This window comes from Yersinia sp. LJYL362, from assembly GCF_048323875.1.
The window spans coordinates 1-17,074 of sequence record NZ_JBLWEX010000220.1; the positions used below are offsets into that span (position 1 = coordinate 1).

Sequence of the window (17,074 nt, forward strand, 5' to 3'; positions counted from 1 at the left end):
ACTTTTTCAAACTAGCCTCCGGCGGCGTGCTGTTGGCGGGGCTTTCCCCCAGCAGCAAAGCTGAGGTACAAAATCGACCACCGATCCCCGGTGCGCTGGGCATGTTGTATGACTCCACGTTATGTGTTGGTTGTCAGGCCTGCGTGAGCAAATGTCAGCAGGTCAATCATAGTGAATTATTTGATCACGGTAAAAGTTATGCCAGTGGCGAGGCCCTTTGGTCAGACAACGACAAACTCAGCCCCTACACCAACAATATCATTCAGGTCTGGACTAGCGGCGCGGGCATTCATAAAGATCAATTGGAAGACGGTTACGCCTATATCAAAAAGCAATGCATGCACTGCGTTGATCCCAATTGTGTTTCCGTCTGTCCGGTGAGTGCGCTGCGCAAAGATGCTAAAACCGGCATTGTTCACTACGACCCGGATGTCTGCACCGGTTGCCGCTACTGCATGGTCGGTTGCCCGTTCAATGTGCCGAAATATGATTACGACAACCCGTTTGGCAAGATTCATAAATGTGAATTGTGTAACCAGAAAGGGGTCGAGCGGCTTGATAAAGGCGGCTTACCCGGCTGTGTCGAGGTCTGCCCGACCGGTGCAGTGATATTCGGCACTCGCGAGGAGTTGCTGTCAGAAGCACAACATCGGTTGACTCTCAAACCGGGCGAGAATTATCGCTTCCCGCGCCAAACACTCAGCGCCAATGACACCTACGAGCATCCGGTTGCCCACTATGACCCGCATGTTTATGGCGAAAAAGAGGGCGGCGGCACTCAGGTATTGGTGCTGGCTGGTATTCCGACCGAGAAACTTGATTTGCCGCCGTTGGCAGACTTGGCGACCGGCGCGCGTTCTGAGCATGTCCAGCACACCTTGTACAAAGGCATGATCCTGCCGCTGGCGGTATTGGCTGGGGTCACCGCGTTGGTGCATCGCAATACTCGCGATGAGCGCAAAGACCATGACACCGACCCGCACGATAAAAAGGACAGTCCAGATGACGATGCATAAATCCAGCCCACTGGGTGGGCGGCTGGTCAGTTGGCCGGTGATGCTGTTAGCGCCTTTTGTCGTGCTGTGCGCGCTGTTGATTGTCAAACGTTTGGTGCTCGGGTTAGGGTCAGTCAGTGATTTGAATGGCGGCTTCCCGTGGGGTATTTGGATTGCTTTCGACTTACTGGTCGGCACCGGTTTGGCGTGCGGCGGCTGGGCATTGGCCTGGGCAGTTTACGTGTTCAATCGGGGCGAATATCACCCGCTGGTGCGCCCGGCACTGCTCGCCAGTTTGTTTGGTTATGCGCTCGGCGGGCTTTCTATCACCATCGACGTGGGCCGTTACTGGAACTTGCCGTACTTCTTTATCCCCGGCCATTTCAACGTCAATTCAGTGCTATTTGAAACCGCCGTCTGTATGACCATTTATATCGGCATAATGGCGGTGGAGTTTGCTCCAGCACTGTTTGAGCGGTTGGGGTGGAAAATCTCGCTGAAGCGGCTGAACAAAGTGATGTTTTTTGTTATCGCGCTCGGTGCGTTGCTGCCGACCATGCACCAGTCTTCAATGGGATCATTAATGATCGCCGCCGGTGCCAAGATCCATCCGTTGTGGCAAAGCTACGAGATGTTGCCGCTGTTCTCCCTACTGACTGCCGCCATTTTGGGCTTCTCGATTGTTATTTTCGAAGGCTCGCTGGTACAGGCCGGATTACGGGGACGGGGAGCCAATGAAGCGCCATTATTCACACGATTAACCACCATCATCGACGTCTTTTTACTGCTGTTTATCGTGCTTCGCCTCGGTGAAGTGATAGTGCGCCATAAGACGGAATATCTGTGGCATTTTGACCGCTATGCCATCGCTTTCTGGGCTGAAATTGTCCTGATGGCCTTGCCGTTACTGATCTTCCGTATTCGACGGGCCAGAGAAGACAGCCGCTTACTGTTTATCGGTGCGCTGTGCATGATTGGTGGCGCAGCGTTATGGCGGCTCAATTACTCACTCTTGGCCTTTAACCCCGGCGGCGGCTACAACTACTTCCCCACCACCAGTGAAATCTTGATCTCCATCGGCTTCGTCGCCATTGAGATCTGTGCCTACATTTTATTGATTCGACTGTTGCCGGTGCTTCCTGCTCACGGACAGTTACATAAGAATAATCAGACAGAGGTAAAGCATGAGCCAACGCATCACCATTGATCCCGTCACCCGTATTGAGGGGCACCTGCGGATCGACTGCGAAATTGAGGACGGCAAAGTCATTAAAGCCTGGTCCTCCGGCACCATGTGGCGTGGCATGGAAGAAATTTTACAAGGCAATGATCCGCGCGATGCCTGGATGATTGTGCAGCGCATTTGCGGCGTATGCACCACCATTCACGCCATTGCTTCAGTGCGGGCGGTGGAAAATGCATTAGGGATGGAAGTGCCGGTTAATGCCCAGCATATCCGTAACTTGATTCTGGCCGCACACAGTATTCACGACCATATCGTGCATTTCTATCAACTCTCGGCACTGGACTGGGTGGATGTCACCTCGGCGCTGCAAGCTTCCCCGCAAAAGGCGGCCGCCATGCTGAGTGGGCTGTCCAGTTGGCCGTTGAACAGCGCGGAAGAGTTCACCCGCGTGCAGCAAAAAATCAAAGATTTGGTCGCCAGCGGGCAGTTAGGTATTTTTGCCAACGGCTATTGGGGCCATCCGGCGATGGCATTGCCGCCAGAGGTTAATTTGATTGCGGTGGCACATTACCTGCAAGCACTGGAGTGCCAGCGCGATGCCAACCGCATTGTGGCGGTGCTCGGCGGCAAAACACCGCATATTCAGAACCTTGCAGTGGGTGGGGTTGCCAACCCAATCAATTTGGATATGCCCAGTGTGCTCAATCTGGAGCGCCTGATGTTGGTGAAATCCTTTATTGACCGGCTGGGCAGCTTCATTGAGCAGGTTTATAAGGTCGATACGGCGGTGATCGCCGCTCACTATCCGGGGTGGCTCAATCTGGGTAAAGGGGCTGATTGCTACCTTAGCGCACCGGAGTTACCTATTGATCGCAAAGGGGAAACCTTCTTGCTGCCCGGCGGTTATCTGGAAAACGGCACTTTCCGCCCGATAGCCAATCACAACGATCCTTACTTGATCAAAGGCATTGCCGAGAGCGGCAAGCACGCCTGGTATCAGGATGACGAGCCGCTGGCCCCGTGGGAGGGGAAAACCAACCCCAATTACACCGGCTGGCAGGAAGATGGCAAATATTCGTGGGTAAAAGCACCCACTTTCTACGGCAAAACGGTGGAAGTGGGGCCGCTGGCGTGGCTAATGTGCGGGTTGGCTGCCGGACACGCACCGACTAAACAACATTTCAGTGATATCGGCGCGGCTTACCAAAAACTGAGCGGGAAGGCCATTACCACCGAACAGTTACCCTCGACTCTGGGGCGCATTATTGGCCGCGCGGTGCACTGTTGTGTGCTGCATGAAACCTTGGCTCAGCAATGGACTGCGCTGGTCACCAACATTGGTACCGGCGATGTCGAAACCTTTATCAAGCCGGACATCCCGCTAACGGGCGAAATCCGCGGTGTGGGCTTTGAAGAAGCGCCGCGCGGCATGTTGTCGCACTGGGTGGTTATCAAGGATGGCAAGATCGCCAACTATCAGGCGGTGGTGCCATCCACCTGGAACGCCGGGCCGCGTAATTATAACGATGAGCCGGGGCCTTACGAGCAAGCATTGGTGGGGACACCGGTTGCCGATCCGGCCAAACCACTCGAAGTGGTGCGGACTATTCACTCATTCGACCCGTGTATGTCTTGTGCCGTACATATTGTTGATACAACGGGCAACGAAGTGACCAAAGTCAAGGTGCTGTGATGGGGATTTTGGTATTAGGTATAGGTAATTTATTACTCAGCGATGAAGCTGTCGGTGTGCGAATTGTTGAAGCGCTGGAGCAGCGCTTTCACATCCCACCGGGTGTTGAGGTGCTGGATGGCGGCACCGCTGGGCTGGAACTGATGGAAGCCATGGCGAATCGCGAGCATTTGATTGTGGCTGATGCGGTGCTGACCGGGCAACCACCGGGTAGTGTTGCGGTATTGCGCGATAAAGAGATCCCGGCGATGTTTAGCCGCAAAGTGTCGCCGCATCAGTTGGGGTTATGTGATGTGCTGATGGCATTGCAACTGACTGATGAGTTCCCGCGCCAGCTGACTCTGGTAGGGGTGGTGCCCGAATCACTGGCACCGAATATCGGCCTGACGCCGACGGTCACGCGGGCCATAGAGCCAGCGCTGGAACAGATTCTGGCGGCATTACAGGCTAGTGGAGTCACACTCAAGGCAAGAGAAGAAAGTCATGTCTGATGTCATTGCCGGTCATGAACACAACCCAGCGGCTTTGCTGGAACAGGTATTCGGCCAGGTGGCTGCCGCTGAAATGCGCGGCTTGCCATTTTACCGTGACCATATTCCGCTGCGCGCCTGCGGGTTTCAGTTATTTGAACAGCAATGGGTCGGCGCGTTATTGACCCCGTGGATGCTGAGTTTGGTGGTATTACCGGGGCCGCAACAGAGCTGGCAACGCCGTGCGGTGGGGGAGCGCCTGATGCTGGCGCTTCCTTGCGGCAGCATTAGTTTTATCGTCAGCGAAATGGATTTTACTGTCAGCAAAATCGCCGGTTGCGGTCAGTATTTGAGCCGCTCATTGATGTCACCGCTGGACACCTCGCTCAGTGCTGAACGGGCGTTACAACTGGCGGAGCAAAGTGCGCGTATGGCGCTCTCACTGCCGGTAACGGATGCCGATGCGCCCGCAAATCCCCGGCGGCGGGCTTTGTTTAATAAAGTTAGCCAAATAAAGAATCAGCATGCATGAAATCAGTTTGTGTCTCAGCACACTGGAGCTGATTGAAAAACAGGCGCGGCTTAACGGTGCCACACGGATAACCGCGGTCTGGCTGGAAATTGGCGCGCTTTCCTGTATTGAGGAAAGCGCCTTGCGCTTCAGCTTTGAGGCCGCCAGCCGCAAAACACTGGCAGAAAATTGTCAATTGCATCTCAGCTACCTGCCCGCAGTGGCCTGGTGCTGGGAGTGCAGCAACAGTGTTGCCATTGACCGGCATGATGCCGGGTGCCCGCATTGTGGCAGCCATGCTCTGCAAGTAGAGAGTGGCAGCAATTTGCAGGTAAAACAGATAGAAGTGGAATAATCCTGAAGGAGTGAATTCCTATGTGTACGACTTGTGGTTGCGCCAGCGGCGAGAGAAAGATCGAGGGCGACGACAATCATCAACATGATGATGGCCACCACGACCACTATGACGATCACCACCATCATCATCATGACGGCCACCACCACGATCATCATCACCATGACCAGCACGAAAGTGATACCCCGACGCAAAAGATTCAGCATAAACATAAACACAAATATGTTGCCAAGGGTGAACAACCGGTGATTGTTCACCATCACTACTATTACCATCAGGGCGATGTTCACCATCACTATCATGGCAAAGCGCCAGAACCGATGGCAGCCATTGAATCTGAGGGCATCGAACCCGATGACACAGACGCCCCCGCCGCTAAGCCTTTCACCCCACAAGTTCATGCTGACCAGCAAGGGCTGCATTATGGGCAGGGTGAAGCCGGTAGCCATGCGCCGGGCATGGGGCAGCGCCGTTTGTTGCAAATAGAGCAAGATGTGCTGAGCAAAAATAATCAGTTAGCCAGCCATAACCGTGAGCATTTTGTCGAGCAACATATTCTGGCGCTGAATTTGGTTTCCAGCCCCGGTTCGGGCAAAACCACGCTGTTGACCACCACTTTGCAGCTGCTGGCTGGGCAAGTGCCTTGCGCGGTGATTGAAGGTGATCAGCAAACCACTCATGATGCCGAACGCATTCGCGCCACCGGTGTGCCAGCGATTCAGGTCAATACTGGCAAAGGCTGCCATCTGGATGCGCAGATGGTGCATGATGCCGCGCACCGCTTGAACCTGAGCAATGACAGCCTGCTGTTTATTGAGAACGTGGGTAATTTGGTGTGTCCGGCCAGCTTTGACCTCGGCGAGCGGCATAAAGTGGCGGTGCTTTCGGTAACGGAAGGCGAAGATAAGCCGCTGAAATATCCTCATATGTTTGCCGCTTCCTCACTGATGATTATCAATAAAATCGACCTGCTACCCTATCTGGATTTTGATATTGAGCAGTGTATTAATTATGCCCGTCAGGTGAATCCTGAAATTCAGGTCATTGCGCTGTCAGCCAGTAGTGGCGAGGGAATGGATATGTGGCTTGAATGGCTGGAGGCACAGCGATGTGCTTAGGCGTACCTGGCAAAATAGTGGCGGTAGGTGAAGATATCCACCAACTGGCCTGGGTGGAAGTGAGTGGTGTCAAACGTGAAATCAATATCGCGCTGGTGTGTGACGCATCACCGGCTGATCTGCTCGGCCAATGGGTATTGGTGCATGTCGGGTTTGCCATGAGCTTGCTTGATGAAGAAGAAGCCCAGCAGACACTGGCAGCATTAGCGCATATGCAAGCAGTTGGGCTGGATTTGGATGATGTCGCCAGCGGGGGCAATGATGCGCTACGTTGATGAGTTCCGTGATCCGGCACTGGTCAGTGCCTTATTACAGCGGATCGAAAACTTACTGCCACAACTTGCCGATCAACAGCGCTTGCCGCTGCAAATTATGGAAGTGTGTGGTGGCCACACGCATGCAATCTTCAAATTCGGCCTCGATCAACTGCTGCCAGACGGTTTGGAGTTTGTTCACGGGCCGGGTTGCCCGGTCTGTGTGTTGCCGATGGGCCGTATCGACAGTTGTCTGGAAATTGCCGCTCACCCACAGGTGATTTTCTGCACTTACGGTGACGCCATGCGGGTGCCGGGGCGTAATGGCTCAATGCTGGATGCCAAGCGGCGCGGGGCTGATATCCGTGTGGTTTACTCGCCGCTGGATGCCTTGACGTTGGCACAGCGCCACCCCGATCGCGAAGTGGTGTTTTTCGGCCTCGGTTTTGAAACCACCATGCCGGCCACGGCCTTAACACTGCAACAAGCCAAACGGCTGGGGCTGACCAACTTCACGGTGTTCTGCCAGCACATTACCATCATTCCTACCCTGCGCAGCCTGCTACAACAACCCGATGTGCGCATTGATGGTTTCCTTGCGCCCGGCCATGTCAGCATGGTGATCGGCACTACGCCATACGGCTTTATTTGCAGCCAATTCAATAAACCGCTGGTGGTCACCGGCTTTGAGCCGCTGGATATTTTACAAGGTTTAGTGATGCTGCTGGAGCAGATGGCCAATGGGCGCTGTACGGTGGAAAACCAATATCGGCGCATTGTACCCGACAGCGGCAACCTGCTCGCCCAACAAGCACTGGCTGAGGTGTTTGTAGCGAAAGCGTGCAGCGAGTGGCGTGGATTGGGCGAAATCGCTGATTCCGGTGTCCAGCTTAGCCCGGCTTATCAAGCTTTTGATGCTGAGCGACGTTTCACCCCACAACAGCAACGGGTGGCAGATGATCCGCGATCCCGTTGCGGCGACGTATTGACCGGGCGTTGTAAACCGGATCAATGTCCGCTGTTTGGGGGCGAATGTACGCCAGATAATGCATTTGGGGCGCTGATGGTTTCCTCCGAAGGGGCTTGCTCTGCTTATCATCAATACCGATAGTTTTTGATATCAGAGTGATGACAAGGCTGACTTGCGGGGAAATGTACCGAATGGGTCGTAACGGCGTAAGCCGTCGGAGTGCCCATCGGTGCAGTCGCCCCGCTAGACACCAAACGATAAATATTGGTTATCGAAACCAATCAATCAGGTCACAACCTAATGAATAAACAAGAGATTACCCTGGCACATGGCAGTGGCGGGCGGGCAATGCAGAGCTTGATCGAATCTCTGTTTTTGGCGGCGTTCTCTAACCCGGCTCTGAATGAGCGGGAAGATCAGGCGCGTATCGCGCTGGCGGATCTGGTTGCACAGGGGGATCGACTGGCGGTATCGACCGACAGCTATGTGATTGATCCTATTTTCTTCCCCGGTGGCGACATCGGCAAACTGGCGGTGTGTGGTACGGCCAATGATGTGGCGGTGAGTGGCGCGACTCCGCGCTATCTTTCCTGCGGTTTTATTCTGGAAGAAGGGCTGCCGATGGCTGCTCTGGAGCGCATTGTGCACTCCATGGCGGCCACCGCACAGCAAGCAGGCATTCAGATAGTCACCGGTGATACCAAAGTGGTCCAGCGTGGTGCGGCTGATAAGATCTTTATCAATACCACCGGCATCGGCGTGATCCCAGCAGATATCCAGTGGGGAACCGCGATGATCTGTGTGGGCGATCGGATCGTTGTCAGCGGCACATTAGGTGATCATGGCGCAACCATCCTGAATCTACGTGAAGGTTTGGGGTTGGAGGCGGAGCTGAGCAGTGATTGCGCCCTGCTGGCCCCGCTGATTGCGCCGCTACGCCATATTACTGGTGTGCGGGCATTGCGTGATGCCACTCGTGGTGGTGTGACGGCAATTCTGCATGAATTTGCTGCCGCCAGTGGTTGTGGTATGGAAATCAACGAAGCGGATTTGCCATTAAAACCGGCGGTACGCGGTATTTGCGAATTACTCGGGCTGGATGCACTTAACTTTGCCAATGAAGGCAAGCTGGTGCTGGTGGTCTCCCCTGAGGCGCAAGAGGCTGTTTTAACTGAGTTACATCGCCACCCACTGGGCCGTGATGCCGCCGTTATCGGGCAGGTGACCGAGAATAAACAAGTGCAGTTATGTGGCGCATTTGGTGTTTCACGTAAACTGGATTTGCCGTTGGATGAACCATTGCCCCGTATATGCTAATCCCATTTGTCATTGAAGCCGCAGGGGGGTTAGCTGCGGTCGCGCACCCGAATCACTCGTCATTGAAGTGGCAGGCGATTAACAAGTTGATAAGCGGGGAAATGTGCCGAATGGGTCGCAGCGACGTCAGTCGCCGGAGCGCCCATCGGTGCAGTCGCCCCGCGATCTCCAAGCTATAAAACAGGCTGCTGGCAACCTCGTGAAGGATTCTTTGTGAATAAAAACGGTCTCAGTCTGCGGATAAAGGGCAAAGTGCAAGGGGTGGGTTTTCGCCCCTATATCTGGCAACTTGCCCACCGTTTTGGGCTGCAAGGGGATGTCAGTAATGACAGCGCGGGGGTGACGGTTCACCTATGGCAAGCCCCGGCGGTGGCAGACTTTTTACACGCATTGCCACAAGATTGCCCGCCATTGGCGCATATTGACAGCATCGTCACCACGCCCTACCACTGGGTGCAGCCGCCGCTGGATTTCATGATTCAGCACAGCGGGGCCGGGCAGATGGACACCCAAATTGTGCCGGATGCCGCGACCTGTGATGCTTGCTTGAGTGAAATGCATAACCCTGCCAACCGGCGCTACCGTTATCCTTTTATTAACTGCACCCATTGCGGCCCGCGCTTTACCATTATCCGGCGCATGCCCTACGATCGCCCCTATACAGCCATGGGCAAGTTCCCGCTGTGTGCGGCTTGTCAGGCCGAATATGACCATCCCGCAGACCGCCGTTTTCATGCCCAGCCCAATGCCTGCGCGGATTGTGGCCCGCAACTGTGGCTGACGAAAGCTGACGGGCAGGCTGTGGCCCATGGGTTCTCCGCATTAGAGCAAGCCGCTGCTGCGCTGTTGGCGGGCGAAATTGTGGCCGTTAAAGGGCTAGGCGGTTTTCATCTGGCGGTAGATGCTACCAATGCCGCTGCTGTGGCCCGCTTGCGTGAGCGCAAACACCGGCCGTCCAAGCCATTGGCGGTAATGTTACCGGATGCCGACTGGCTGCAAACCTGCGTGCAACCCGCTGATCATGATGCGTTGCTGGGTTTACTACGCAGCCCCGCAGCCCCCATCGTTTTAGTGGCTAAGCCGCCGGAAAGCCCGCTCTGCGCGGCTGTTGCACCAGAATTACCTGAAATCGGCATTATGTTACCCGCCAATCCGCTGCAACATGTGCTGCTGCAACAGGTGGCGCGCCCGTTGGTGATGACTTCCGGCAATGGCAGTGGCAAGCCGCCCGCTCTGAGTAATGAACGGGCCCTGAGTGCCTTGAGTGAAATTGCCGACCACTGGCTGTTGCACGACAGGGACATTGTGCAGCGTGCCGACGACTCATTGGTGCGCCTGACGCCGCGCGGGGCTGAAATGCTGCGCCGCGCCCGAGGTTATGTACCAGATGCTTTCGAGCTGCCGCCGGGGTTTAGTCAGCAACCCGCCATTCTGGCGCTAGGGGCTGACATGAAAAATACCTTTTGCTTGCTGCGAGACCGCAATGCGGTGCTGAGCCAGCATTTGGGCGATCTGGCAGAGCAGGATATTGCGCAGCAACAGCAGCAGTTATTAGCACTATTTTGCGATATTTATCATTTTACCCCGCAGGCGGTGGTGGTGGATGCGCATCCTGCTTATGTCAGTCACCAATGGGGTAAAGAGTGGGCGGCTCAACACAATATTCCCTGCGTGGAAGTGCTGCATCATCATGCTCATCTAGTCGCTTGTTTGGCAGAACATGGCTGGCCGCGCCAAGGTGGGGCAGTGATAGGCCTGGCGCTGGATGGGTTGGGATATGGCGCGGAGGGAAAGTTATGGGGCGGCGAATGCCTACGAGTGGATTATATGAATTGTGAATACGTGGGCGGGTTGCCTGCGGTGGCCTTGCCCGGCGGGGATCTGGCCTCGCGCCAGCCATGGCGCAATTTACTGGCGCAGTTTCAGCGCTTTGTACCGAATTGGCAAAACGTGCCTGAGGTGGCAGCGATCCCCCAACCGCAGGGTGAGATACTGGCGCGGGCGATTGCGCGTGGCATTAATGCGCCATTAGCTTCATCGGCGGGGCGGTTATTTGATGCGGTAGCGGCGGCGCTAAATATTATACCGCAGGCCATCAGCTGGGAGGGCGAGGCGGCTTGCCTGCTAGAGGCGCTGGCAGGGCAAAGTGCCAGAACAGCTCCACCTGTTACTATGCCACTGCGCGATAATCAATTAGATTTGGCCACCTTTTGGCAACAATGGTTGGCTTTCGATGCTGCACCGGCTGAGCGGGCTTATGCTTTCCACTTTGCTCTCGCGCAGGGCTTTGCGACTTTAGCCCGACAGGCAGCACAGCGCTTTGGCATTGATACTATTGCATTTTCTGGTGGGGTGCTGCATAACCGGTTACTGCGCGAATTACTCCGCGAGCAACTGCACGACTTCCAGTTATTGATGCCCCAGCGGCTGCCCGCCGGTGATGGGGGGGTGGCGCTGGGGCAGGCATTAATAGCGGCTGCGCGCGGCTGATCAGGGGGTAATATCAAACAACTACAACAGAAAGGTTGCCTTGTTAGAGTTGGGGCGACCAAAAGTGGCTATTGGAGGATTATTTGATGGATTTATTCCCAGATGCACTAGCCAGCGCTTGCCTACAGCAATTTCGTGCCACACCGCCATTGGTGCATTGTCTGACCAACGAAGTGGTACAGTCATTTACGGCCAATGTGTTGCTTGCTCTAGGCGCTTTCCCCGCGATGGTGGTGGAGCCGGAAGAGGCTGCGCAATTCAGTACCATGGCGAACAGTTTACTTATTAATATTGGCACTTTGCACCGGGTGCGAGCAGAGTCCATGTTGAGTGCGATAACCGCAGCCAATCACGCGGGAACACCCTGGGTACTGGATCCGGTTGCCGTGGGCGGGTTGGAATATCGCACTGATTTTGCCCGTCATTTACTCACATTAAAACCCGCCGCTATCCGTGGAAATGCCTCAGAGATCATGGCATTGAGTGGCATGGCGACCATGGGGCGCGGTGTTGATAGTGTCGATACGTCACTGGTGGCGTTACCGGCCGCACGCCAATTGGCCCTACGCGCTAAGACAGTGGTGGCGGTGACCGGTGAGGTGGATTACATCACCGATGGTCAGCGCGATGTTGCGGTGACGGGTGGCGATAAGCTAATGACCCGAGTGGTCGGGACGGGTTGTGCGCTGTCTGCGGTGGTCGCCGCGTTTTGTGCACTAGAAGGGGATCGCTTACACCATGTTGCGACCGCTTGCCGAATTATGTCGATGGTGGGGGGGCAAGTATCTCAACGCGTCGCAGGGCCGGGGAGTTTTGTGCCTGCATTCCTTGATGGCCTTTATCAATTGGAAAATCGGGTGTATTAAACCTCGCCTGATTTTATTTTCAGATTAAAATTAATTATGAGCCTCTTTGGAGGCTTTTTATTATTTAAATAATATTCAGCAAATATTTTGCCATAGTTTAAAATTTGTATAGAGAGCACTGTCATTCTTTTATCTTCTTGGTCTTTTTCTACATCCCTGTTTTTTAGTTCCCTAATAAACATATAGGAAATTACAATGGCCATTCTGAATAGTTATAAAATAGCGGCGTTATTTGCCGTCGGAATATTTGTGGTAGGATGCACTTCAAAAGTGACAACTAGCGCGCAATTCTCTGGTTTTATTAGTGATTATAGTAAGTTACAAGAAACTGAATCTGCGAGTGGCCAAAAAGTATTACGCTGGGTCTCCCCCGATTTTAATGTTAAGAAATACACCGGTGTTTATTATACGCCATTGGTTTATTACCCCAGTTCTACACCTACTCAACGAGTGAATCAGAAAACATTAGATGAAATATTGGCTTACGCGAATAAAAGACTTAAAGAAGCCGTGAGCCACCAATTGCCATTAGTCAATTCTCCGAAAAGACGCAATACACTGATTGTTCGGGCCGCCATTACTGCGGTTTCCGCCGAAGATAAAAATCTTGAAGTCTATGAGATGATACCTATAGCCGCTGTTATTGCCGGAACCATGGCTGCCAGTGGGAATAGGGCACAGCAGACAGCACTTTACCTGGAAGTACAGGTTATTGATTCCAATACGGGAAAACCGGTCATTGTCGTGGTACGTAAAGCTTATGGTAAGGAAGTGAGTAACAGTGGCGAACCCATTACGGCTGATGAAGTAAAAAGCACAATAGATGGGTTGGTCTACGATATTATTAATTTCAAGGCCAAAAGCCAACCTGGCGCGTAAAATACTGATTACCGCTCAGCCTCTGTGAGTTATTAATCTTGAGACTGAGCGGTACTTATTGAAACATTACTCATTGCCCTCTGCCTGATGTGTAATATTTAATAGATCACTTAATTTCATCGGTTTACCTAACAGATAGCCCTGAGCCTCATCACACATTAACGTTTGTAGATGCTCAAGTTGTTCTGCGGTTTCAACACCCTCCGCGGTCACGGTCATGGACAGCGCGTGGCCAAGGTTAATGATACCCTCCACAATTGACCGTCCTTCATGGGACTGTGTGAGTTCATCAATAAAGCTCTTATCAATTTTCAGACCATCAAAGGGGAAACGGCGCAGATAATTCAGTGACGAATATCCGGTTCCAAAATCATCCATAGATAAACGCACGCCCAAGGCTTTCAATGCTGTCATGGTTTTAAATGCCCCATCCGCATCTTCAATCATTATTCGCTCAGTGATTTCCAGTTCCAGCCGATGGCTCGGTAGCCCGCTCAACAGCAGGACTTGTCGCACACGTTCTATTAGCCGTTGGCTGCGAAATTCAATAGCAGAAATATTGACGGAAATAATCAGTGATGCCGGCCATGTTGCCGCATCCTGACAGGCCTGGAGCATTGTCCAGTCACTGATGGCGGTGATAAGGCCGGTTTCTTCAGCCAGAGCAATAAATTGATCTGGCATCAGCAGCCCCAATACCGGGTGATTCCAGCGCACCAGTGCTTCGGCACCGGTCAGTTGTGTCCCTTTAATGCGATAGCGCGGCTGATAGTAAAGGCTGAATTCATTATGTTTAATTGCCTGACGCAAGAAGCGCTCGAGTTCGCTGCGCTGCATCAGGCGGTCATTCATTTCACTGGAATAGAAACTCCAACGGTTGCTGCTGCTATTTTTGGCCTCATACATGGCAATATCAGCAAAGCGCAACAGCTCCTCGGCTTGCATAGAGTCCTGCGGTGCCATGGCAATACCGATGCTGGCACTGATGAAAATATCTTGTTCATTAATCAGATACGGGCTTTCGATACGCGCGATAACGCGGGCACAGAGTTGTGCTATTTCTTGGGTTGAAGATAGCCCGCTAATAATCAGAATGAACTCATCCCCGCCTTGGCGAGCCACTAAATCCTGATCGCGCAAACAGCTTCTCAGGCGCTCAGACACCTGATGTAGCACCTGATCCCCCGCCACATGACCAAAGGTATCGTTAACCGGTTTGAATTTATCCAAATCGACATTGAGGATCACCAACGGATGCGGTGCCGCGGCCAGATTTCGCAGTTTGTTTTCCAAAAATTCTTTCATGCGTAGGCGGTTAGGTAAACCGGTCAGGGTGTCATGCAGAGAAAGATGTTGGATTCGCTCTTGTGCTTCTATCTCTCGGGTGATGTCCGAGGCGGTGCCACGAAACCCCATGTTCTGGCCATTTTTGATGATAGGTTTGGCGTAAATCCGACAAATACGTTTGTCGCCTTTGGCTGAGAAATAGGTACATTGCAGCTCATTGCGCGACTCCGTCAAATGGGTGTATTGCAACCAGGAACGCAGCGGAATCACATCACAATTTAGCAGTGAATCGAGATTACGGCCCAGCCAGCGCTCGACACTTAGCCCGGTAATAGTTAAAAATCGCTGAGACAGATAAGTGATGCGCAGGTCGGCATCCGTTTCCCATAGCCAATCAGTAGCGGCTTCAGCCACGTGACGAAAGCGCTCTTCACTGGCGATTAATGCGGCTTTATTTTCATCGGCAGCGCGTGCCTCCGCCATTGCGCGTCGCAGAACCCACCAACCGCTCAGCCCAAGCACCAAGGCAACTAACCCCAGCAGTGGCAGCAAGATATTGAGCAGTTGAGCGCCTGGCATATTTTGGTTCCAGAGCAGTGTCACACGACTGTTATCATTTGAGGATAATTGTACTGAGGGATGGGACGCGGCATCTTTTTCATCCTGGGGAACGCGGAGTTGATGAAGACCATAGTCCTCCCCCAGAATATTCAACTCGCTTTGGGTCAGCAAATTGACAAAGACCAGGACTGATGGCGGGCCAGCAACGGCTTTCACTCGAGGGTCATTGCCGGGAGTGATCGCGGCTGCTGCAATCACGGCGGGTAGCCCATTAACATTGATGATTTCCGTGGCGGCAACCTCATTTTCCGCCTGCTGACGTACCGAATCTATAAATGGCGTAATATCTTCATTTAGCCAGTCTTGTAAGCGGGTATTCGCCAATTGCCCATTGATGACGGAATAACGGGTTTTCCCTTGTCCATCAATAACAAAAACACCTTCGTACCTAAAATTTTCGTAAAGAGATGGCCCCATGTTTTGGCTAACAAAGGCCCAGTCAGGGTCAACTTTGACGTGCAAATGTTCATAAGCATCGCCCCAAAAAGCGTTATCTTTTATTCTGGCTTTTATCGATCTTTGGCGCATTTCCCATGCTTTTTCCACCAGAAAACGGTTTTTTGACACCGCTTGTTCATTTAATTGTGAAGCGATGTAGATAATACCCACCGCGGCAATAATAATCGTCGCCACAATGAGCAACGCCATGGTTTGTAGAGTCCGCTTGGCGAAGAAAACATTTTCCCCTCTTGCCCGCGACTCAGGCGGGGTGGAGTCAGTCATAGTGAATTCCCTTATACCTGTCATTTTCAAATTGCAGGTGAGTTGGCTGCTCCCATTATTCGGCCCATCCATGGACTCACAGCTGCCACCGCCTTCCTGCACTTAGAAATCTCTTGGACGTACTTATTAAATATCGGTTTAATCCACAGGAAATGAAGGCTCTGAGGCAATATAAACTACCATAACTCTACTGAGTTATTATTTGAGCTTAGAATAATATGATGTTTCCTTGCTTTTTTTCTATCGAAAAAGAATGAGAATAAAGCCAAACTGACGGTTTACCTACCCTATTCATTGCGCGATGAATCCATCAGAGGAGCGCTGAGATGATTGTGATTCTGGCCTCGGTCGGCAATATGAATTTTTGTCGCAAGACGTTAAAGTGACTTCAGATTATTATTAATCAAGCTAAGCTTTTTTACACCCAATCCAAATTAATTGTCCCACCCCACCGAGAGTAAGGAATGAATGACTATGTCTACACTAAATTGGGTTCGCGACATGCTAATGCTTAGCGTGCAGCGAATTTTACGTGCTCGGTGCGATTATCTGCTCGCATATGCTGTTGTGGTGTTAATGCTGGGTATCAGCACTCACAGCGCCATGGCAGCGGCCCCTTTACCTGCGGTGACGGTGGCAGTAGTGACCTCGGCAACCCCAGAGAGTGCGTTGCAGTTTCTCGGACGGGTGGAAGCTATTCAGGCGGTGGATGTAACAACCCGGACTGAAGGGTTTATTGCCGCCAGATTGTTTACCGAAGGTCAGATGGTTAAGCAGGGGGACCTTCTATATGAAATTGATCCTGCTTTGCATCAGGCGTCTGTGACTCAGGCACAGGCCCAGTTAGACAGCGCAACCGCCAGTGCCAACCATGCGCAGGTGAATCTCACCCGTTTACAGCGTTTAGGCAATAACCGCTCGGTTAGTCAGGCTGAAGTCGATGAAGCACAAGCGCAGCGAGATATCAGTCGAGCAGCTGTGGCCCAGGCGCAAGCAAATTTACAGATTCAACAACTGCAACTCAGTTTTACCCGTATTTATGCCCCGATCAGCGGCCAAATTGGCCACAGCCGCTTCAATGTTGGCAGTTTGATTAACCCAGCCAGTGGCACCTTAGTGAGTATTGTGCAACTTGATCCTATTCGAGTGGCTATAGCGGTAAATGAAAGAGATTACATCACTGCCACCTATCAGTTATCCACGACAGGTACAGCCTCTGCCAGCGACAACAGCGCATTGGCATTTGAGCATTTCACTCCGCGTATTCAGTTGGCAAATGGTAAGCAATATCCCGAAAGCGGTGTTTTTGAATCTGTCGATAATCAAATTGATAAACAGA

The 17,074-nt window shown here is 52.7% G+C and carries 15 protein-coding genes; 14 read left to right on the forward strand and 1 reads right to left on the reverse strand.

Features of this window, described 5'->3' with window-relative positions; genetic code table 11:
- The 13 genes from hybA to ACNSO8_RS11940 all read left to right on the forward strand — a co-directional run.
- A partial coding sequence (hybA, locus tag ACNSO8_RS11880) for a hydrogenase 2 operon protein HybA (protein WP_418394734.1) occupies positions 1–1,016 on the forward strand: 1,016 nt, incomplete at its 5' end.
- The gene (hybB, locus tag ACNSO8_RS11885) at positions 1,003–2,202 is read left to right on the forward strand and encodes a Ni/Fe-hydrogenase cytochrome b subunit (protein WP_418394735.1); all 1,200 of its coding nucleotides are present in this window, start codon (positions 1,003–1,005) and stop codon (positions 2,200–2,202) included. The genes hybA and hybB, both read left to right, overlap by 14 nt.
- Complete coding sequence (hybC, locus tag ACNSO8_RS11890; protein WP_418394736.1) at positions 2,180–3,874, forward strand: hydrogenase 2 large subunit; 1,695 nt, start codon at positions 2,180–2,182, stop codon at positions 3,872–3,874. Before hybB ends, hybC begins: the two co-directional genes overlap by 23 nt.
- Positions 3,874–4,365 carry a HyaD/HybD family hydrogenase maturation endopeptidase gene (locus tag ACNSO8_RS11895; protein WP_418394737.1) on the forward strand — a complete coding sequence of 164 codons (492 nt, stop codon included), beginning with the start codon at positions 3,874–3,876 and terminating at the stop codon, positions 4,363–4,365. Before hybC ends, ACNSO8_RS11895 begins: the two co-directional genes overlap by 1 nt.
- Entirely contained in the window at positions 4,358–4,876 is a 519-nt protein-coding gene (gene hybE, locus ACNSO8_RS11900; RefSeq protein WP_418394738.1) for a hydrogenase-2 assembly chaperone, read from the forward strand. The genes ACNSO8_RS11895 and hybE overlap by 8 nt, the downstream gene beginning before the upstream one ends.
- Complete coding sequence (hypA, locus tag ACNSO8_RS11905; protein ID WP_418394739.1) at positions 4,869–5,210, forward strand: hydrogenase maturation nickel metallochaperone HypA; 342 nt, start codon at positions 4,869–4,871, stop codon at positions 5,208–5,210. Before hybE ends, hypA begins: the two co-directional genes overlap by 8 nt.
- Positions 5,211–5,230: 20 nt before the next feature.
- Entirely contained in the window at positions 5,231–6,328 is a 1,098-nt protein-coding gene (hypB, locus tag ACNSO8_RS11910) for a hydrogenase nickel incorporation protein HypB (RefSeq protein ID WP_418394740.1), read from the forward strand.
- Positions 6,319–6,603 (forward strand): hydrogenase maturation factor HybG, encoded by a 285-nt coding sequence (hybG, locus tag ACNSO8_RS11915; RefSeq protein ID WP_418394741.1) that lies wholly within the window; start codon positions 6,319–6,321, stop codon positions 6,601–6,603. Before hypB ends, hybG begins: the two co-directional genes overlap by 10 nt.
- Complete coding sequence (hypD, locus tag ACNSO8_RS11920) at positions 6,590–7,693, forward strand: hydrogenase formation protein HypD (RefSeq protein WP_418394742.1); 1,104 nt, start codon at positions 6,590–6,592, stop codon at positions 7,691–7,693. Before hybG ends, hypD begins: the two co-directional genes overlap by 14 nt.
- A 159-nt stretch (positions 7,694–7,852) precedes the next feature.
- Entirely contained in the window at positions 7,853–8,869 is a 1,017-nt protein-coding gene (gene hypE, locus ACNSO8_RS11925; RefSeq protein WP_418394743.1) for a hydrogenase expression/formation protein HypE, read from the forward strand.
- Positions 8,870–9,082: 213 nt separating this feature from the next.
- Positions 9,083–11,359, forward strand: a complete 2,277-nt coding sequence (gene hypF / locus ACNSO8_RS11930; RefSeq protein WP_418394744.1) for a carbamoyltransferase HypF — start codon at positions 9,083–9,085, stop codon at positions 11,357–11,359.
- Positions 11,360–11,445: 86 nt separating this feature from the next.
- Positions 11,446–12,225 (forward strand): hydroxyethylthiazole kinase, encoded by a 780-nt coding sequence (thiM, locus tag ACNSO8_RS11935; protein ID WP_418394745.1) that lies wholly within the window; start codon positions 11,446–11,448, stop codon positions 12,223–12,225.
- A gap of 195 nt (positions 12,226–12,420) precedes the next feature.
- Complete coding sequence (locus ACNSO8_RS11940) at positions 12,421–13,104, forward strand: DUF3313 domain-containing protein (protein WP_418394746.1); 684 nt, start codon at positions 12,421–12,423, stop codon at positions 13,102–13,104.
- 66 nt (positions 13,105–13,170) lie between these two features.
- Here the strand turns inward: ACNSO8_RS11940 and ACNSO8_RS11945 are convergent, their stop codons facing one another.
- Positions 13,171–15,735, reverse strand: coding sequence for an EAL domain-containing protein (locus tag ACNSO8_RS11945; RefSeq protein WP_418394747.1), 2,565 nt, complete (start codon positions 15,733–15,735; stop codon positions 13,171–13,173).
- A gap of 474 nt (positions 15,736–16,209) precedes the next feature.
- Between ACNSO8_RS11945 and ACNSO8_RS11950 the strand changes: the two genes are divergently transcribed.
- A partial coding sequence (locus tag ACNSO8_RS11950; RefSeq protein ID WP_418394748.1) for an efflux RND transporter periplasmic adaptor subunit occupies positions 16,210–17,074 on the forward strand: 865 nt, incomplete at its 3' end.